Origin of the sequence: Pseudomonas sp. MNR3A (genome assembly GCF_009650575.1) — a bacterium.
GTDB classification, from domain to species: Bacteria; Pseudomonadota; Gammaproteobacteria; order Pseudomonadales; family Pseudomonadaceae; genus Aquipseudomonas; species Aquipseudomonas machongensis.
On record NZ_VZZS01000008.1, the window covers coordinates 192,786 to 212,758 of the forward strand.

Annotated in this window: 8 protein-coding genes; 3 read left to right on the forward strand and 5 right to left on the reverse strand. The window is 61.7% G+C overall.

The features are described from left to right. Position 1 precedes the first annotated feature (1 nt). Positions 2–1,609: a carboxyl transferase domain-containing protein gene (locus F6X62_RS06295; protein ID WP_153772984.1), complete on the reverse strand. Its 1,608-nt coding sequence runs from the start codon at positions 1,607–1,609 to the stop codon at positions 2–4. Positions 1,610–1,628: 19 nt separating this feature from the next. Beyond that, positions 1,629–2,792, reverse strand: coding sequence for an isovaleryl-CoA dehydrogenase (locus F6X62_RS06300; RefSeq protein ID WP_153772985.1), 1,164 nt, complete (start codon positions 2,790–2,792; stop codon positions 1,629–1,631). Positions 2,793–3,071: 279 nt separating this feature from the next. Here F6X62_RS06300 and F6X62_RS06305 point away from each other — a divergent pair, with 279 nt between their 5' ends. Beyond that, complete coding sequence (locus tag F6X62_RS06305; RefSeq protein WP_153772986.1) at positions 3,072–4,736, forward strand: AMP-binding protein; 1,665 nt, start codon at positions 3,072–3,074, stop codon at positions 4,734–4,736. 40 nt (positions 4,737–4,776) lie between these two features. Here the strand turns inward: F6X62_RS06305 and F6X62_RS06310 are convergent, their stop codons facing one another. From F6X62_RS06310 to F6X62_RS25175, 3 genes are all read right to left on the reverse strand, one after another. Then, on the reverse strand, positions 4,777–4,986 hold the full coding sequence (locus tag F6X62_RS06310; protein ID WP_153772987.1) for a hypothetical protein: 210 nt from the start codon (positions 4,984–4,986) through the stop codon (positions 4,777–4,779). 138 nt (positions 4,987–5,124) lie between these two features. Next, positions 5,125–13,731 carry a neuraminidase-like domain-containing protein gene (locus F6X62_RS06315; protein WP_178117526.1) on the reverse strand — a complete coding sequence of 2,869 codons (8,607 nt, stop codon included), beginning with the start codon at positions 13,729–13,731 and terminating at the stop codon, positions 5,125–5,127. A 328-nt stretch (positions 13,732–14,059) separates the two neighbouring features. After that, the gene (locus tag F6X62_RS25175; RefSeq protein ID WP_172964780.1) at positions 14,060–14,221 is read right to left on the reverse strand and encodes a hypothetical protein; all 162 of its coding nucleotides are present in this window, start codon (positions 14,219–14,221) and stop codon (positions 14,060–14,062) included. Between the two features lie 139 nt (positions 14,222–14,360). Between F6X62_RS25175 and F6X62_RS06320 the strand changes: the two genes are divergently transcribed. Continuing rightward, a complete protein-coding gene (locus F6X62_RS06320) occupies positions 14,361–16,394 on the forward strand; it encodes an alpha-1,4-glucan--maltose-1-phosphate maltosyltransferase (protein ID WP_153772989.1) in 2,034 nt (677 codons plus the stop codon). Positions 16,395–16,506: 112 nt separating this feature from the next. Continuing rightward, positions 16,507–19,818 carry a maltose alpha-D-glucosyltransferase gene (treS, locus tag F6X62_RS06325; RefSeq protein WP_153772990.1) on the forward strand — a complete coding sequence of 1,104 codons (3,312 nt, stop codon included), beginning with the start codon at positions 16,507–16,509 and terminating at the stop codon, positions 19,816–19,818. Positions 19,819–19,973 lie beyond the last annotated feature (155 nt).

The window sequence follows — 19,973 nt, forward strand, 5'->3', positions numbered from 1 at the left end:
GTCACATCCGGAAAATGCCGAAGCGGCTCTGTTCGATCGGGGCGTTCAGCGCGGCGGACAAGGCAAGGCCCAGCACTTCACGGGTTTGCGCCGGGTCGATGACGCCGTCATCCCACAGCCGGGCGCTGGAGTAGTAGGGGTGGCCCTGGCGCTCGTACTGGTCGAGGATCGGCTGCTTGAGCTGCTTCTCGTCATCGGCGCTGAACACTTCGCCACTGCGTTCACTCTGCTCACGCTTGACCTGGGCCAGCACGCCGGCGGCTTGTTCGGCGCCCATCACGCCGATCCGCGCATTGGGCCACATCCACAAGAAGCGCGGATCGTAGGCGCGCCCGCACATGCCGTAGTTGCCAGCACCGAAGCTGCCGCCGATGATCACCGTGAACTTCGGCACCTGGGCGCAGGCCACCGCGGTCACCAGCTTGGCGCCGTGCTTGGCGATGCCGCCTTCCTCGTATTTCTTGCCGACCATGAACCCTGTGATGTTCTGCAGGAACAACAGCGGGATGCCGCGCTGGCAGGCCAGTTCGATGAAGTGCGCGCCTTTTTGCGCGGCTTCGGCGAAGAGGATGCCGTTGTTGGCCAGGATCGCCACCGGATAGCCGTGCAGGTGAGCGAAACCGCACACCAGGGTGGTGCCGAACAGGGCCTTGAATTCATCGAACACCGAACCGTCGACCAGCCGCGCGATCACCTCGCGCACGTCGAACGGTTGCTTGGCGTCAGCCGGGACCACGCCATACAGCTCTTCTGCGCCATACAACGGAGCAACCGGCGCCTGGCATTGCAGCTTGCCCAGCTTGTGCCAGTTGAGGTTGGCGACGCTGCGCCGGGCGATGGCCAGGGCGTGTTCATCGTTATCGGCATAGTGGTCGGCCACACCGCTGGTGCGGCAATGCACGTCGGCGCCGCCCAGCTCTTCGGCGCTCACCACCTCGCCGGTGGCGGCCTTCACCAGCGGCGGGCCGGCGAGGAAGATGGTCGCCTGCTGGCGCACCATGATCGCTTCGTCGGCCATAGCCGGCACATAGGCGCCACCTGCGGTGCACGAGCCCATCACCACGGCGATCTGCGGGATCCCCAGGGCGCTCATGTTGGCCTGGTTGAAGAAGATCCGCCCGAAGTGCTCGCGGTCGGGGAACACCTCGTCCTGGCGCGGCAGGTTGGCGCCGCCGGAGTCGACCAGGTAGATGCACGGCAGGCGGTTCTGCAGGGCGATGGTCTGCGCGCGCAGGTGTTTCTTCACGGTCAGCGGGTAGTAGGAGCCGCCTTTGACCGTGGCGTCGTTGGCCACGATCATGCACTCGACCCCTTCGACGCGGCCGATGCCGGCGATCACGCCTGCTGCCGGTACGTCTTCGCCATACACCTCATGAGCGGCGAGCTGGCCGATCTCGAGAAACGCCGAGCCCGGGTCGAGCAGGCGGTCGATGCGCTCGCGCGGCAGCAGCTTGCCACGCGAAGTGTGGCGCTGCTGGGCCTTGGGCCCGCCGCCCTGGCTGACCTGGGCCAGCAGGGTGCGCAGGGCATCGACCTGTTCGAGCATGGCCGCGCTGTTGCTGGCGAACTCCGCCGAGCGCGGGTTGATCTGGGTGTGCAAGGTAGCCATGGACGCCAGTTCCTTGTGCTCAGCGGGTTTCGTTGAACAATTCGCGGCCGATCAGCATCCGGCGGATTTCGCTGGTGCCGGCACCGATCTCGTAGAGCTTGGCGTCGCGCAGCAGGCGCCCGGCCGGGAACTCGTTGATGTAGCCGTTGCCGCCGAGGATCTGGATCGCTTCCAGGGCCATCTGCGTGGCGCGCTCGGCGGTGTAGAGGATCACCCCGGCGGCGTCCTTGCGCGTGGTCTCGCCACGGTCGCAGGCCTGGGCTACGGCATAGAGGTAGGCGCGGCTGGCGTTGAGCTGGGTGTACATGTCGGCGATCTTGCCCTGGATCAGCTGGAACTCGCCGATGCTCTGGCCGAACTGCTTGCGATCGTGGATGTAAGGCACCACGAGGTCCATGCAGCTCTGCATGATGCCGGTCGGTCCGCCCGAGAGCACCACGCGCTCGTAGTCCAGGCCGCTCATCAGTACGCGCACACCGCCGTTGAGCTGGCCGAGGATGTTTTCTTCCGGCACTTCGACGCCATCGAAAAACAGCTCGCAGGTGTTGGAGCCACGCATGCCCAGCTTGTCGAACTTGTTGCTGCGCGAGAAGCCCTTCCAGTCACGTTCGACGATGAATGCGGTGATGCCGTGCGGGCCCTTGTCCAGGTCGGTCTTGGCGTAGATCACGTAGGTGTTGGCGTCGGGGCCGTTGGTGATCCAGGTCTTGCTGCCGTTGAGTACATAGTGGTCGCCGCGTTTCTCGGCACGCAGTTTCATCGACACCACGTCGGAGCCGGCATTGGGCTCGCTCATGGCCAGGGCGCCGATGTGCTCGCCGCTGATCAGCTTGGGCAGGTACTTGAGCTTCTGCTCATGAGTGCCGTTGCGGTTGATCTGATTGACGCAGAGGTTGGAATGGGCGCCGTAGGACAGTGCCACCGAGGCCGAGGCACGGCTGATCTCTTCCATCGACACCACATGGGCCAGGTAGCCCAGGCCCGCGCCGCCGTACTCCTCGGAAACAGTGATACCCAGCAGGCCCATGTCGCCGAACTTGCGCCACATGTCGGCGGGGAACAGGTTGTCGTGGTCGATCTGCGCCGCGCGCGGGGCGAGTTCGGCGGCAGCGAAGGTGCGCACCTGGTCGCGAAGCATGTCGATGGTCTCGCCCAGGGCGAAGTTCAGGCTGGGGTAATGCATGGGGGCACCTTGTTGTTCTTGAAATTCGAGGTACTGCAACGACCCTGTGGGAGCGGGCTTGCCCGCGATGCCCGTCAGAACGGCCAGCGATGTTGTCTGGTCCGGCCTCATCGCGGGCAAGCCCGCTCCCACAGGGTCGGTGCTCGTGGTTGACGTTAACGTAAACCTGCCTTTTCGGGCTGTCAATTGGATCATCACCTTTACGTAAACGTAAATGTGCGCCACAGTACCCTTCGCTTGCTTCAGTCATGCCCAGAACAACCACAAGAAGGGACACTCATGAGTCAACCAAGCTACACCCGCGGCCCCCAGGACCGGCCCCTGCTGACCCAGACCATCGGCCAGGCGTTCGACGCCACCGTCACCCGCTGGCCCGAGCGCGAGGCCCTGGTGGTGCGGCACCAAGGCCTGCGCTACAGCTGGCGGGCGCTGGCCGAGCAGGTCGAGGTGCACGCCCGGGCGCTGATTGCCCTGGGCGTGGCCAGTGGCGATCGAGTCGGTATCTGGGCGCCGAACTGCGCCCAATGGTGCATCCTGCAGATCGCCACGGCGAAGGTGGGCGCGATCCTGGTCAACATCAACCCGGCGTACCGGGTGGGTGAGCTGGAGTACGTGCTGCGCCAGTCCGGCTGCAGCTGGCTGGTGTGCGCCGATGCTTTCAAGTCGTCCGACTATCACGCGATGGTCCAGGAACTGGTGCCCGAGCTGGGTGCGCAACCGCTGGCGAGTGAACGCCTGCCGGAGCTGCGTGGCGTCATCAGCCTGTCGTCCACCCCGCCCAGCGGTTTCCTGCCCTGGGATGCGCTGGCCGAACGGGCAGGGCAGGTCGATCCCCAGACGCTGCAGGTGAGGCAACAGGGCTTGCAGTTCGACCAGGCGGTGAACATCCAGTACACCTCCGGCACCACTGGCGCGCCGAAAGGCGCCACGCTCAGCCACTACAACATCCTCAACAACGGCTTCATGGTCGGCGAAAGCCTGGGCCTGAGCGAACGGGACCGCATGGTAATCCCGGTGCCGCTGTACCACTGCTTTGGCATGGTCATGGCCAACCTGGGCTGCATCACCCACGGCAGCACCATGATCTACCCCAACGATGCGTTCGACCCCGAGTTGACGCTCCAGGCTGTGGCCGAAGAGCGTGCCAGCATCCTCTATGGCGTGCCGACCATGTTCATCGCCATGCTCGACCACCCGTCGTGCACCACCCTGGACCTCTCGACCCTGCGCAGCGGCATCATGGCCGGCGCTACCTGCCCGATCGAGGTGATGCGCCGGGTGATCGAGCAGATGCACATGGGTGAGGTGCAGATCGCCTACGGCATGACCGAGACCAGCCCGGTGTCGCTGCAGACCGGCCCTGGCGACGAGCTGGAGCTGCGCGTGACGACGGTTGGACGCACCCAACCGCAGTTGGAGACCAAGCTGGTGGATGCGCAGGGCGTGATCGTCCCGCGTGGCGAGATCGGCGAATTGTGCACCCGCGGCTACAGCGTGATGCTTGGCTACTGGAATAACCCTGAAGCCACTCATCAGGCGATCGATCCGGCGCGCTGGATGCGCACGGGCGACTTGGCGGTGATGGACGAGCAGGGCTATGTGCGTATTGTCGGGCGCAACAAGGACATGATCATCCGCGGGGGCGAAAACATCTATCCGCGCGAGCTCGAGGAGTTCTTCTATACCCACCCGGCGGTAGCCGATGCCCAGGTGATCGGGATTCCGTGCAGCCGCTATGGCGAGGAAATCGTTGCCTGGATCAAGCTGCATCCCGGGCACAGCGCCACGGTCGAGGACTTGCAGGCCTGGTGCAAGGCGCGCATTGCGCACTTCAAGGTGCCGCGGCATTTCCGCTTCGTCGACGAGTTTCCGATGACGGTGACCGGCAAGGTGCAGAAATTCCGGATGCGCGAGATCAGCATCGCGGAACTTGCGCCGCACTGAAGCGCCGCCTGGCCTGAGAAGGCCAGGCGGATAGGACATGTCACTTAACAGCCTTGAACAAATCGTCGAAGGTTTCGGCGTCTTGGATATCGCTTTCTGCCAGGTCGGTTCCTAAATCGTCATTAAGGTATCGAACCAGTTTTGAGGTACTGCTGACGATGTCGGAAACTTTTGTTGCGCCGTTGATATCGGCCTCTTTCTTGCCGAATTTTTCGGCAAGCAGTTTTTTCAGTTCCTGTTCGGTAGCCATGTTCATTTATCCTTGGGTTGAGTCGCATCAGTGTGTATTGAGGTTCAGGGTTTCATCGGTCGGGCATGGGCATACTCCTGCGTGATGTAGCCATAACGGTCTCGAAGCTGAACGTCTTGGTACAGCCTCACACAGACCTCAATTGGCTTTCAGCCAGGCCAATTTAGAGAAGTCCATCCTTGATGCACCCCATACTTTTCCTTCGAGTATCACGTGATCTTCCGCCCAGGACACCACTTTCATGGTGTATTGCTCTCCCGATTTGTAGGCGTATCTGGCGTACTTGCCCACGAGGCTTTTGGCCGCAGCTTGCAGTTCGGCGAGGGTTTGGAAGGTGTCGGTCTTCTTGCGTATGGCGGCAATGGTTTTGGCATGGGAGTCTGCGCGTTTTGCAGCCTCCTGAGCTGAACGGGCTTTGGCTTGTGCGGTTGCAAGCTCGCCTTCGCTGGCCGCTGCCTCGGCGTCCTGATACGCCTTTTTTGCCTCGTCCACGGCTGTTTGCAGTTTGCCCATTGCACCCGTCGCCTCTTTTTTTTCTGCGCTTGCCTCGGGGATGTTCATGGACGTGGCTTGATAGTCGGCTTGCGCCGACTTCTGTGAGGCCTCGGCGGCCTCGGCTGCGGCCTTGGCAGAGGCAACCGCTGTGGCGATCTCAGCCTTGAGCTTGTCGGCAGCTTCTTGAGCAGCCTTTTCAGCAGCTTCTTGAGCAGCCTTTTCAGCAGCTTCACGCGCAGCCGCCTCGCGAGCCTTGGCCGCGTCCTGTGCATCCTTACAGGCATTCTGAGCCGACTCGGCGGCCTCCCGGGCCGACTTGGCGTTTTTCTGCGCCTCATCTGCGCTGGTTTGCGCGCTGTCCACCTGGCCTTTCTTTGCAGCGGCTTCGGTGTTCTTACGGGCGGTGCTGGCCGCTTCGGCCGCTTTCTCGGCTTTGGCGATCGCTTCAGTCACTTGCTTGAGCTGCTTGGCCGCCTCGGGCGCCTTGAGCGCCGGATTGTCAGCCTGCGCCTGGGCGGTTGCCAGTGCCGCATTGGCGGCCTGTTCCGCTTCTCGTGCAGTGACGATGGCATTGTCAGCGTTACCTGAACTTGCTGGCTGACTGCTGCCGTTGCCGCTTGGTGATTCGCCTGCTGCGCTGTTGCCCCCATCAGCAGAGCCGGTTGTACTTTCGGCCTGCAGCAGCTGCCTGACTTCGTCGCGAAACGCCGTGGGACCATCAACCGCGCTGTAGCTGACGGTGATGGTGATGTCTTTGAGCCTGCACTCATTGTCCTTGTAAAACACAGGGTTGTTCCTGGCGCCGCCTGGGAACGCGAGCCGCCAGCTCGAGATCAGCCCGGTGCCTTCGAAGGGTTGATAGCGGGCCTTGTCGGGTACCGACGGCTGCAGATCGAAGTTACGCGACACTTCCTTGACCGACCACAGGGCAATGCTCTGGTTCGGCCGGAGGTCGCGAAGCACATGCTTGGGGCTGCCTTGGCTGGCCGAATACAGGTGGCGGGCGCCTTCGATGTCCGCTTCCAGAAGCACCTTGTTCGAGGTCTGGTAGAGCATGGCCGAGATCGGTTTCGAAGAACCTGACCCTGGGATTTCGAAGGCCAGCGTGATGCGTTCCAGGCGGCGCAGGTAATGACCTGGGAAATCGATGTCGAACACTCGTGCCGGCAGCTCGAACAGGATTTCATCGTTGTCCAGTTGCTCGTGCAATTGGGTGGCGGTCCAGCCGGTGAGTTCCAGCAGGGAGAAATCCTTGCGGATATCCAGCGGCCTGTGGTTGTCGCGGATCGCGGCCACATCCATTTGCATCAGGTCGCGCTCAAGCGCTTCGCCCGCAAGCATCCCACGCCAGTTGTCGAGCCAGCCGTCCGTCCTGATCCAGCGACTGGTGAAATCGCCGAGTTCGTACCGCAGGCAGTTTTCGGCCATCAGGCACAGGGAAGTGGTTGCGTCGTACGCGGTGCTGTAGATCTCCGACAGCCGACCGATCAACCACAGATAAGTGGTGTGGCTGGCGAATACCGACTGCATGACCTCGTATTCGGCCTGGTGCGACTGGCGGGTTGCACGGGCCTCGTGTACGGCGATGCCGGCCGCCTTGATCTGTACGTCCCGCTCGCGCAGTTGAGCATCGATGATGTCGAGCTCATGCCCGGCCTGGTCGGCTTCATGTTGCCATTGCTGGCGGCGCAGGAGGAACTCTGCCCGTTTGTCGATCGTATTGCTCATGGTCTCGAGCGTCTCGGCCAACGCCTCCCAGGCATTGGCTCCTGACTCGAACGCTTCCTGAGGGTTGAACCCGCCCACCGCCATACCGAAAATGGTCGGTGCCATGGCGGCGCCCGCTGCCATGGCGTAGCTAGGGACCGATGGCAGGCGGGTGGCGACAGAAGACGCTGCCAACGCCAGCACGGCCGTTTCCAGCTCGATGACCCCTTCGTCCACCAGGTGCTGGTAGTAGTCCTGACGTTGCTGAACCATCGCTCTGGAGCGCACCGCGGTTTCACGCTCGCGCTTGGCCAGCTCCAGCGCTTGCTCCTGCAATTGGCAGGGGTAGTCCAGCAGCCTGATCAGGTTGCGTTTGCCGAGCAGTTCCAGTTGCTGGGCGGCTTCGGTGTTGTAGAAGCCCAGCAAGGTTTGCCCCAGGGCGATCAGTTGCTGCACAGCTTCTCCAGCACATTTGCGCGCCTCTTCGTAACGGCAGGGAGGCACGATGGGCGCAACCGGGGTGGCCTCGCCTCGGTCCTGGGCGGCAACGCTGTTGCCCAGTGCGATCTGGTCGAGCGTGTCAGGGTCGAGCATGATCGCAGCGGGCTTGCCATCGAGGGTCAGACCGTGGCGCAGGTTGAACAGGCGGTTACGCAGCAGGTTGCGCAGCGTGACGAGCTTGTTGTTCAGCGGCGGGGTAAAGGCCGTGGAACTGGCTTGGCCCAGCGTCAGTGCCTGCGCCGGTGCGCTGGACAGGTCTTCGGGGAGCACGCCGATCAGGCGCAGTGCCTTGTCATAGCACAACGCGGCCTCGACCAGCGAATCCAGCGTCAGCATGCGGTATTGGTCATCACCCTGGCGTTGCCAGGTTTCCACCACGAACAGGTGCAGCGCCTTGCGGTAGCGCTCGGGTTCGGCGTAGGCCAGCAGGTCCGGGTCGTTGGTCTGGGCGCTGGCGGTGAAGGCTGCACGGGCCAGTAGAGGTCTTGCCAGCCAGAACAGCGGCGGGTGGTTCCCCTCGGGCACCCAGGTGCGGTAGGGGTCGAACAGGAACCGTGTGCACCAGCGCCAGGCTTGGCTGTATTCGCGGTTCTGGCGTTGCAGCCAGGTGACCAGGAACGGCACGTGGAAGAACAGCTCCCAGAAGTACAAGCCGTTGGCGCTGCGCAGGTCGACGATGGTGCCTGAACTTGCAGGTTCCAGGGGCGGCTCTGGCAAGTGTTGGGCTTTCCATGACAGCGACTGTTCGACCGATTGAGTCGCCAGTGCCACCAGTTGCTTGCCAAACAGGGTGTTCAGCCGCAGGGTACGGAAAGGGGGGGCATGGGTCTGGTCTTCGGCTTTGTCATTGACCTCCTTGAAGTCCAGGTACAGAGCCTGTGTTTCATTGCGGCAGATCTGCACACTGGGGATCGCGTCGTCGTCTTTCTCTTCCAGGGTATAGGCGCAGGTCGCCGTTGCGATGGGGTCGGTTGTACTGAGTTGTTCGTCATAGAAGTCTAGCGAGACAGTGTAGCCACGAATGTCCTTGTTGATGGGGAGGGTGAAATTGACAGCACCTTTGCCGTTGGCGATCAACGTGTCCTCGAACGCCATTTCGTGCGCGGGATCAAGGTAAAAAAGGATTCTGCGGCAGGTCGCCGGGTGCAAGTACCGAAGGCGTAATATCGCCTGCAGCGATTCATCAGGCAGGTCGGACGTGATGTTTTTTAATGCATTGAGCTCTTGGGCGATGAGCGTGTTGATCGCGTCTGCCTTGTCCAGCGCTTTGGCGTTGTCAATGGCGGTATGCAGTGCGATGGGCTGGCGCGGTTGCTCGATATTCGTGACGCCCATCAGTTCGGAATACTGATCTGCGGGAAGGTAGCGTACCTTGAGCAGGAAATTCTTGATGTTGCTGAATGCGTCAGCGTTGTTGGTGGGTAAAGTTTTGAGTGCCTGCAGGTCTTGTTCCTCAAGGCGGGCCTGTTCAAGTGCTGATAATGTCCAACTTGGGTTTGAGTTTTCTTTAGGTTTGCAGATGAGTTTTATAATGAACTCGGAAAAGTCAAGTTTTGGGATGGGTCTTATTTCAGGTGCTGAAAAATCAATTAAATATTGTTCGAAGAGCCCTTCTGTGTCGTTGCTATAAATTTTTATGTTCGCCATATTGGACAAACTTGAGAGGGACCAAGTTTTGGGCAGGAAAATATGTTTGTCGTTGGAGAGCATTTTTGTGGGAATTTGTACCCTGTCTTCGGTTTCGAAAAATGCTATAGTTTCAACTATTATTTCAAATCCTGAGCCAATTGTTATCCCCCTATTTTTTAATTTGCTTGTAAATATTATGGCGTTAAAGTTTTCATCAAGATATTGCTTTCTGTTGTGTTCCAGGTTGTTTTTTTTATTTTCTAGTTCTGTTACTTCTTTGTCATGACGTTGGGTTGTTTGTGTTTTCTTTTTATGGATTTCTTCTGTTAAGTTCTCGATTTCATGATTTAGTCTGACGATTGTTTGTATGGGTTCTTTTTTTTGTATTTTTTCTAGTTCCGGTGTTTCCAAAATTAATGTGTGCTCTAGGCTTGTGAAGTCGGCGTACTTTAGAATTTGTTCTTTGTAGTGAGATGCGAAAGGTAGTGATTTTATGTCTATTGACAATTGCCCTTTGGATGATGTGAAGGTTTCAGAGATGATGCTTAGGTTTTCTTTTTTTAACCTCCACGCACTATCCAGGGTGACATCGACTGAAATGCAATCCGAAGCGTCAGATAATGATGCTTCAATCGAGGCCTGCCCGAGCGTAGTGATTTCGTAGCGATCTTTTACTTCATCTTTAGAAGCCAGGTCGCTCCAGCTGAACGCTTTGGAATCTTCCTCGACCGTCTTCAGCTGGGTAACCGCCCCCACATAGGGATGTTGTACGGTCCGCGGGTCTCGGAAGAAGCTCAACCACCGTTTCACCATGTTTGTCTCGATGGGGCGGTCCGTCACGTTACCGAGATCGAGCGCTTTGTCCTCGAGCAACAGCAGGTCCTTGGTGCTGATGAAATAATCAACGTTGCGTTTCGGCTGTTTTCCTTCCTTTGCTGGCAGTGAGCTATCGAACACCACGGTGGTCAACCAGGGGTCATGCAACCGATCCCCATGGATGTTGACCATGACCATCAACCCCGGCATGAACATCCTGGTCTTCAAATACGGGTTGGTGTTCGCAGCGGTCCCGGCTGAGTTCGTCGTCAGTACTTCATTACTCTTGAACTCACCCTTCTCGTCATGCCCGTCCAGCGTCATGAACTCATTGGGCGAGCTCCAGTTGCCATCGGTCTGCTGGAAGGCGAATAACACCCGCAGGGCAAAGTACTCGCTGGGCTTGCTGTCCGGCCCCATGGGAATCCCGGTGGTATCACGCTCGACCCACACCACATAACGACGACCGGCAACGATCACCGGGCGGATCAGCTCGATATGGGTACGGTTGTCGTCCGCCTTTGGCGGCAGCGCCGTCTGCGCGATCGTTGCACTGACCGCCAGGCTGATCTTCTCCCACTCACCCCACGCCAACATGCTCGGCATGCCCTCTTGATCACGCTGCGACATGTCCAGGGTGCGCCAGTAGAATTCGGTTGGCTCGACGTTGGTCTTGCCGATGAAATGGTAGGTATCGGTCAGTGGCGAGGTGCCGTCGGCATACACGGAGATCGGCTGGATATTGCTCAGGGTTTCGAAGGTACTCAGATAGCCAAGCATGGCCACGTGGATGTCTTCGGGCTGGCATTTGCCCTGCGCCAGCTGGGTCTCCAGGTCCTTGAAGGCGCTGGTCTTGCGCTGGCGGCGGGTGGGGTCAATGAAGTTCTGGGGCTCGTTGTGCGCATCCTGGCGCAGCCTCCAGCGCTCGTAGCTGCTGCTGAAGTTTTCCCACTCATCGCGCTCGGCGTCGCTGATCGCGGTGCTGCGGTAGCCGTTTTCCAGGCGTGAGTGGATCTGGTGCAGGTAGCGTTGCAGGCTGGCGGTGGCCGAAAGCGTGCGTGTGGTCAGGGGCTCGTGGGACACTTGCAGGTCGATCAGCAGGTAGTCGGCCAACTGCTGCGTACTGGTGATCCAACTGTGTGCATCGTCGGTCGGCGCCCAGTTGGCGATCATCCACTGCATCAGGGCATCACGCCAGGCAACGCTTTGATGGCCATCGGCCACCTGGCGCTGCTGGTTGCTGCAGCCTTTGCGCAGGGCCACGGCCGCCTGCTGGAAGGGCGCGTAGCTTTCGGCCTTGGGCAGTTTGCCCAGTTGCAGCAAGGTGTCCACCGCCAGACCGTGCTTGTCTGCCAGCTCCTGTGTGCGAAGCAGGCGATCGATACCCGCCAAAGTCTCGGGTGGCTCAATATCGGCTAAAGCACATAGAGAGCCGCTGGTGTGCCCCAGCAACTGTTCCAGTGCGGCCCAATGTTCTTTTGGTTCCTTTGCCTTGCTGTTTGCAGAGGACTCATCTTTGTCGGTCTCGAACCTGGCCAGATAATCCAGCAGGTTCTGTTCGCCCATGCCCAAGGCCAGCCTGGCCAGCACTGCCTTGTAACGGCCAAGTTGATAGACGGTGCTGAGGTCCAGGGGGCGGCACTTGTCCGATTGCTGGTCCTGGAGGTTGAACCTCTCTGGGGTACGCGTCAGCTGATCCAGCAGGTGTGCGCTGAGTTTGAACAGTTTTGCCACATCGGCGTGGCGTTGCAGGGTCGACCACTGTGTGAGGTCACTTTCGGTAAAGCACGCTTCTGGCGTTGTTGACTGTTCAGTACACTGCTGAGCGATGGCCGCTATGCGGACGCTCAACAGGTCGGCGTCGACCCCGGCCCAGCGCAGCAGGGGTGCAACAAGGTTTGGTGATTCGAGCTCCAGTGCCGTTTTCAGTGCCAGGTGAAGCGCATCGGCGTTTCGGCTGGCTTGAAGGTTGAACGCATTTTTCCACGTCGTGTTGAAGCTAGGCGTGCGGGGATTGAGCAGGTAGGCCAGTTGCAAGGCGTCCATGCCCTGTTGCTGCAGCCACTCCACAGCCTGCAGCACGCCGGCGATCACATCGACGATGTCGGCTTTGCCGGTCTCGCCCGCAAGGCTTGGCTGGCCGACCAATTGTTGGCGGTAAGCGGGGTCCTGATTCATCAGTACGCCGAGCAGGGCCAGGCCTTTCGGGGTCGAAGTGCCGAACACCCGAGCCAGGGCAACGATCCGGTAGCAGGCCGAGACCACGGCCAGCGAGCGTGTCGGTTTTTGCAGGTTCTGTGCTTCGACCACCCAACCCAGAATGCCCCGCAGCAAGGTGTCATCCACCTTCAGGCCAAGGGCCAGCTGCTTGACTGTCAGGCCGTCGGCGCCTGTGGTGGAGGCGGGATCGAACGCCTTGTCGTCCAGTTTCAGGGAGGGTTGTGCAGGTTGGCCGTCTTCATCATGCCCGGCGGCGAACAGCTGGTCGTAGAACGATGCCTGCCGCCCGGTGGCATAGGGTGAGAGTGTGTCGATCAACGCAGCATACTGCTCGGCACTGACGTTGTATTTTTGCTGCAGATGACGGAACAGTCCGAGCGCGCGCAGGGTCTTGTCCGTCAATCGGTAGTTGCCGGTCTGGCCTTCGGCACGCAGCGCAGCCATGACCAGCGTGTCAGTCTGGGCTGCGCTCAGGCCCAGGGCCCGCTGCAGGCGCAGTATGCGTTGGAGGCGGTCCAGGTGGGCATCGGTGAGGCCTTCGATCCGCACGATTTTTTTTGTCGCAGGCTGCGCGGGCGCCGATTCGAGCAGATACAACGGCGTTGCACCGTTATTGATGAACACGGCGCCATATACCTGGCTGGATGGCTTGGAGGCTGTGGGCACGTGGGGGCTGCGGGTCACTGCCGTACCGCCTTTGCCGACAGCCTCTACAGCCAGCAACTGGCGCAGTTCACGACGGCTCAATGCCAGCGCCTTGGCCAGCTTTTGCGTCGTATCGTACGAAGCGGCACTCAGCTTCAGCTCGCTGGTCGCAGAGCCGAGCAGCAGGGTCCGCAGTTGCGGCGAGAAACCGCTGGCCAGTGTGGTGGCAGTCCGCTGGGCGGCCGAGGGCAGATGGGCGAATGTGAACAGTGGATAACAGAGGCTGGTTGCACTCAGCAGGTCCCACAGCTGTACCTGTTTGGCCGCCAGCGCCGCTTTGACCGACTCCCAGGCACGATGGAAGGGCACACTGGCTTGGCCGGAGCCTTCCGCGACCGCTGCTTGTAGCGTCTGATTCTTTGTCAGGGCTTGCTGAGCACGGTTTTCCAGCAGTTCAAGCGTAATCCTGATCTTGGGCAGGGTACGCCGGGCATTTCTGTCGTCGAGCTTCAACGTCAGCAGGTCAGGGCGCCGTGTCAGCAGGGTGATCGGTGCGTTGACATCCGCGCGTACTTCGAACGCTTGAATCAGTTCCTTGAGGTGCACCAGGTAGGCCAGCCTGCTGTCGTTGCTCATCAACGCCCCAGGTGCGCAGCGTGTGCGGTCGTCAGGGAACAGCTTCATGTAGTTGGCGGCGTCTGGGCGGTTGGCAGGGTTGGTGGCGTCATTCATCGCGGACAGTCCTCGGCAGATGCTGTTGCGCTGACCCGGCTGTAAACCTGCGCCAGGCCCACAGCGGCAAACTACACGCGCACGCCGCAGGGCACACCTGACAGAAATACCAGGTAGGTTGATTTTTCGCAGGCTCATGCAGGGCCAGGCATGCGCTCAAAGTGGCGACGCCGTGGTTTGCCTGAACTGTGTTGTGACAGCGGCTTGCGCCGCCAAGGGGCACTGAACGGCCCCGGCTGTTGGTCGAATACAGCAGTGCCCGCCTGCCGGGCAGGCCTGCGATGTGGCGGGATCATCGTGCATCTGTGTGACCTGGCCTGGTCTATGCTCAGGCCTTCACCGGCGGCTCCTGGCTCGGCGGATCACCCACCGTCGGCGGCACGGTCGGCTTGATCGGCAGTTCGTCCGGATCCTCCTCGGGCACCGGCGGCGGCAGCGCCGGGTCGTCGATGTTCGGATCGGGCGTCTCCGGTGGAATGGGAATGTTCATGGCCTGACCTCGCGCGGTGGATGAAGAGGTTCTGCAGGCTTCGACCTGCCGTGCCAGCCATTCGCTCAATTTTTTTGAACCCACCGCGCACCCACGGCTCTGAACCCTTACCGCCACCAGCTTAGGGGAGCAAGGTTCGATGTCCGGTAATGAGCCCGTCGCAAAAGCGCCTTTCGAGCAAGTGCCCAAGGCCAACGATCATCCCGACCAGGCCATCAGCCTGTCCCAGGCCTTGCTGGCGCCACGCATCGTGATCGAGGACACCACGCCCGTGCTCGACGGCGGCACCTTCGCGGTCAAGGCGGTAAGCGGGCAGGCGGTGCAGGTCACCAGCAAGGTCTACAGCGACGGCCATGACCGCCTGGCGGTGGTCTTGCACTGGCGCCAGGCCCACAGCCGGCACTGGCATGGCGTGCCGATGACTTCGGCAGGCAACGACCTGTGGGTTGCCGAGTTCACCCCAGTGGAGCTGGGCTTGCACCTGTTCGGCATCGAAGCCTGGATCGATCCCTACGCCACGTACTGTCACGACCTCGAGAAGAAGTATCACGCCGGTGTCGAGGTCAAGCTGGAGCTGGAGGAGGGCAGGCTGCTGCTGGGTAAGGGCATCGAGCGCAGCGAAGGGCCGTTGCGCGAGCAGCTCGAGCAGTTGCAACAGCGCTTGCCGACGCTGGCACCGGACGATCAGGTTGCGTTGCTGCTGAGCCCCGAAAGCGCCAGCCTGATGAGCCAGGCCGAACACCGCAGTTACCTGACCCGCAGTCCCGAGCTGCCGCTGGACGTGGACCGCGAGCGCGCCCTGTTCGCCAGCTGGTACGAACTGTTCCCACGCTCTGTCACCGACGATCCGGCGCGCCACGGCACGTTCGACGATGTGCACCAGCGCCTGCCGATGATCCGCGACATGGGCTTCGACGTGTTGTACTTCCCGCCCATCCATCCCATCGGCAAGCAGCACCGCAAGGGGCGCAACAATGCCTTGCAGGCGGGCCCCGACGATCCGGGCAGCCCCTACGCCATCGGCAGCCCAGACGGCGGCCACGACGCCATCCACCCGCAACTGGGCACCCGCGAAGACTTCCGTCGGCTGGTCGCCGCTGCCGCCGAGCACGGCCTGGAAATTGCCCTCGACTTCGCCATCCAGTGTTCCCAGGACCATCCCTGGCTTACCGAACACCCGGGCTGGTTCAGCTGGCGCCCGGACGGCACCATTCGCTACGCCGAGAACCCGCCGAAAAAATACCAGGACATCGTCAACGTCGATTTCTATGCGCCCGAGGCAGTGCCCTCGTTGTGGTTGGCACTGCGCGATGTGGTGGTCGGCTGGGTCGAGGAGGGCGTGCGCACCTTCCGTGTCGACAACCCGCACACCAAGCCGCTGCCGTTCTGGCAATGGCTGATCGCCAATGTGCGCAGCCAGTACCCTGATGTGATCTTCCTGGCCGAGGCCTTTACCCGGCCGGCGATGATGGCGCGCCTGGGCAAGGTCGGGTACGCGCAGAGCTACACCTATTTCACCTGGCGCAATACCAAGCAGGAGTTGCGCGAGTACTTCGAGCAGCTCAACCAGCCGCCGTGGAGCTTGTGCTACCGGCCGAACTTTTTCGTCAATACCCCCGACATCAACCCCTTTTTCCTGCAGACCAGCGGCCGCGCCGGTTTTCTCATTCGCGCGGCGCTGGCGACCATGGGCTCGGGGCTGTGGGGCATGTACTCGGGGTTCGAGCTGTGCGAGGGCACGCCCTTGCCGGGCAAGGAGGAGTACCTGGATTCGGAGAAGTACGAGATCCGCCCGCGCGACTTCACCGCGCCTGGCAATATCGTCGCCGAGATCGCCCAGCTCAACCGCATCCGCCGACAGAACCGCGCCTTGCAGACACACCTGGGCGTGGCCTTCTTCAATTGCTGGAACGACCAGATCCTGTACTTCGCCAAGCGCACGCCCGAGCGTGACAACTTCATCCTGATCGCCATCAGCCTCGACCCGTACAACGCCCAGGAAGCGCATTTCGAACTGCCGCTGTGGGAGCTGGGGCTCGATGACGGCGCCGATACGCAGGGTGAGGACCTGATGACCGGGCACCGCTGGACCTGGCATGGCAAGACCCAGTGGATGCGCATCGAGCCTTGGCACCAGCCGTTCGGCATCTGGCGGATCAGCAAGTCCGGCTGATCCCTGTGCCGGAGCGGGCGTGTGTCGGAGCGCTCCGACACACGCCCGCCGCCACTCACAAGGCCGCTCCTGCACAGGGGCGTGCCGAACCCAGAATTGAAAGGAGTCGCACATGGCCAAGCGTTCCCGCCCGGCAGCCTTCATCGACGACCCGCTGTGGTACAAGGATGCGGTGATCTACCAGTTGCACATCAAGTCGTTCTTCGATTCCAACAACGACGGTATCGGGGATTTCGCCGGCCTGATCAGCAAGCTCGACTATATCGCCGAGCTGGGTGTCAACACGCTCTGGCTGCTGCCGTTCTACCCCTCGCCGCGCCGTGACGACGGCTATGACATCGGCGAATACAAGGCTGTGCACCCTGACTATGGCAGCATGGCCGACGCCCGGCGCTTTATCGCCGAGGCGCACAAGCGCGGGCTGCGGGTGATCACCGAGCTGGTCATCAACCACACCTCCGACCAGCACCCCTGGTTCCAGCGTGCCCGCCACGCCAAGCGCGGCAGCAAGGCCCGGGACTTCTACGTGTGGTCGGACGACGACCAGAAGTACGACGGCACGCGGATCATCTTCCTCGACACCGAGAAGTCCAACTGGACCTGGGACCCGGTCGCCGGCCAGTACTTCTGGCATCGCTTCTACTCGCACCAGCCGGACTTGAACTTCGACAACCCGCAGGTGATGAAGGCGGTGATCGGGGTCATGCGCTTCTGGCTCGACATGGGTGTCGACGGTCTGCGTCTGGACGCGATTCCGTACCTGATCGAACGCGACGGCACCAATAACGAGAACCTGCCCGAGACCCATGACGTGCTCAAGGCGATCCGCGCGGAGATCGACGCCAACTACCCTGATCGCATGCTCCTGGCCGAGGCCAATCAGTGGCCGGAAGACACCCGCCCGTACTTCGGCGAAGGCGATGGCGACGAATGCCACATGGCCTTCCATTTCCCGTTGATGCCGCGCATGTACATGGCCCTGGCCATGGAGGACCGCTTTCCGATCACCGACATCCTGCGCCAGACCCCGGAGATTCCCGCCAACTGCCAGTGGGCGATCTTCCTGCGCAACCACGATGAGCTCACCCTGGAGATGGTCACCGACCGCGAGCGCGACTATCTGTGGAACTACTACGCCGAGGACCGCCGCGCGCGCATCAACCTCGGTATCCGCCGGCGCCTGGCGCCACTGTTGCAACGCGACCGCAGGCGCATCGAGCTGCTGACCAGCCTCCTGCTGTCGATGCCTGGCACCCCGACGCTGTACTACGGCGACGAGCTGGGCATGGGCGACAACATCTATCTCGGTGACCGTGATGGGGTGCGCACACCCATGCAATGGTCGCCAGACCGCAACGGTGGCTTCTCCAAGGCCGACCCGCAACGCCTGGTGCTGCCGCCGATCATGGACCCGTTGTATGGCTACCAGACCGTCAACGTCGAAGCCCAGAGCCACGACCCGCATTCGCTACTCAACTGGAACCGGCGCCTGCTCGCGGTGCGCAAGCAGCAGAAGGCCTTCGGTCGCGGCACCTTGAAGATGCTGACCCCGAGCAACCGGCGCATCCTCGCCTACGTGCGCGAGTACACCGATGCCGACGGCAACAGCGAGACCATCCTGTGCGTGGCCAATGTCTCGCGCGCGGCGCAGGCCGCCGAACTGGACCTCTCGCAATATGCCGAGCGGGTGCCGGTGGAAATGCTCGGTGGCAGCGCATTCCCGCCCATCGGCCAGTTGCCGTTCCTGCTGACCCTGCCACCGTATGCCTTCTACTGGTTCCTGCTGGCCTCCCACGACCGCATGCCCAGCTGGCACATCCAGCCTGCCGAAGGCTTGCCGGAGCTGACCACGTTGGTGCTGCGCAAGCGTCTGGAGGAGTTGCTCGAAGCGCCGTCGGCAGACACCTTGCAGGCGTCGATCCTGCCGCAGTACCTGCCCAAGCGCCGCTGGTTCGCCGGCAAGGAAGGGCCGATCGACGCGGTGCGCATCCGCTATGGCGTGCGTTTCGGCACGCCGGCCACCCCGGTGTTGCTCAGCGAGTTGGAGGTGCTCAGTGACGGTGTGACCAGCCATTACCAACTGCCGTTCGGGCTGCTGCCTGAAGAGCAGATCCACAGCGCCTTGCCCCAGCAGCTGGCGTTGTCGCGGGTGCGCCGAGGTCGACAGGTCGGGCTGATCACCGATGCCTTCGTGCAGGAGTCGTTCGTGCGGGCCGTGTTACGCGCCTGCCAGGATGACACCCGCCTGCCCTCGAGTGCCGGCGAGCTGCGCTTCGAGTGTACCGAGCAGCTTGCTGGCCTGGCGCTGGGTGAGGACAGTGAGGTGCGCTACCTCAGTGCCGAGCAGTCCAACAGTTCGGTGGTGATCGGTGAGCGCGTGGTGCTCAAACTGATCCGACGGGTCAATCCCGGCATTCACCCGGAACTGGAAATGAGCGCTTACCTCACCGCGGCCGGCTTTGCCAATATCTCGCCGCTGCTGGCCTGGGTCAGTCGGGTGGATGAGCAGGCGCAATCCCACCTGCTGATGATTGCCCAGGGTTACTTGAGTAACCAGGGCGATGCCTGGTCATGGACCCAGAACACCCTGGAGCGAGCGATCCGCGACGAGATGGAGCCCGCGCAGGGCAGTGCCGAGGCGCACACCGATGCCTTGTCGGAGCTTTCGGGTTTCGCCACCTTGTTGGGGCAGCGACTGGGTGAGATGCACCTTTTGCTGGCCGCGCCCACCGCCGACCAAGCCTTTGCACCGCGCCCCAGCGACACCCAGGACAGTGAGCGCTGGGGCCGGCAGATCAATGCCGAGCTCAGCCGCGCCCTCGAGCTGCTGGCCCAGCATCGTGAGCAACTGGACAGCGAAAGCCAGGCGTTGGTCGATGACCTGCAACAGCAACGCGAAGGCCTTGCCCAGCACATCGAGATGCTCGCACGCCAGGCCCAGGGCGGCCTGCTGATGCGCGTGCATGGCGACCTGCATCTGGGTCAGGTACTGGTGGTGCAAGGCGATGCCTACCTGATCGATTTCGAAGGCGAGCCAGCACGGCCGTTGGACGAGCGCCGGGCCAAGCACAGCCCGTACAAGGATGTCAGCGGCGTGCTGCGCTCGTTCGACTATGCTGCAGCGATGATCTTGCGCAGCGCCTCGGCGGTAGACCTCTCCGATGCTGCGCGCCAGGCTCGTCAACGGGTTGCCCGGCAGTACCTGCATCAGTCGCGTCATGCCTTCGTCGAAGCCTACGGCCTGGCCACCGCCGCCATTGCCCATGCCTGGCAGCACGCCGAGGGCGAGCGCGCGGCGCTGGAGCTGTTCTGCCTGGAGAAGGCGGCCTACGAAATCACTTATGAAGCCGACAACCGACCCAGCTGGCTGGCCGTGCCTTTGCATGGTCTGCATGGGTTGATCAGTACTTGGGGCGAAGCATGAACCCTGTAGGGAAGGCAGTGTTGCCTGGCACCGGCTGCGCCGGTGATCGCGGGACGAGCCCGCTCCCACAGGTACTGTGGTGCAGTTGGGGGGGCGCTGACAATCCTGTGGGAGCGGGCTCGTCCCGCGATCATGGGCGCAGCCCGTGCCAGGCA

Coding starts and splice junctions, on each gene's coding strand:
- F6X62_RS06295 (WP_153772984.1), bottom strand. CDS start 1,609: ATGGCTACCTTGCACACCCAGATCAACCCGCGCTCGGCGGAGTTCGCC.
- F6X62_RS06300 (WP_153772985.1), bottom strand. CDS start 2,792: ATGCATTACCCCAGCCTGAACTTCGCCCTGGGCGAGACCATCGACATG.
- F6X62_RS06305 (WP_153772986.1), top strand. CDS start 3,072: ATGAGTCAACCAAGCTACACCCGCGGCCCCCAGGACCGGCCCCTGCTG.
- F6X62_RS06310 (WP_153772987.1), bottom strand. CDS start 4,986: ATGGCTACCGAACAGGAACTGAAAAAACTGCTTGCCGAAAAATTCGGC.
- F6X62_RS06315 (WP_178117526.1), bottom strand. CDS start 13,731: ATGAATGACGCCACCAACCCTGCCAACCGCCCAGACGCCGCCAACTAC.
- F6X62_RS25175 (WP_172964780.1), bottom strand. CDS start 14,221: ATGAACATTCCCATTCCACCGGAGACGCCCGATCCGAACATCGACGAC.
- F6X62_RS06320 (WP_153772989.1), top strand. CDS start 14,361: ATGTCCGGTAATGAGCCCGTCGCAAAAGCGCCTTTCGAGCAAGTGCCC.
- treS (WP_153772990.1), top strand. CDS start 16,507: ATGGCCAAGCGTTCCCGCCCGGCAGCCTTCATCGACGACCCGCTGTGG.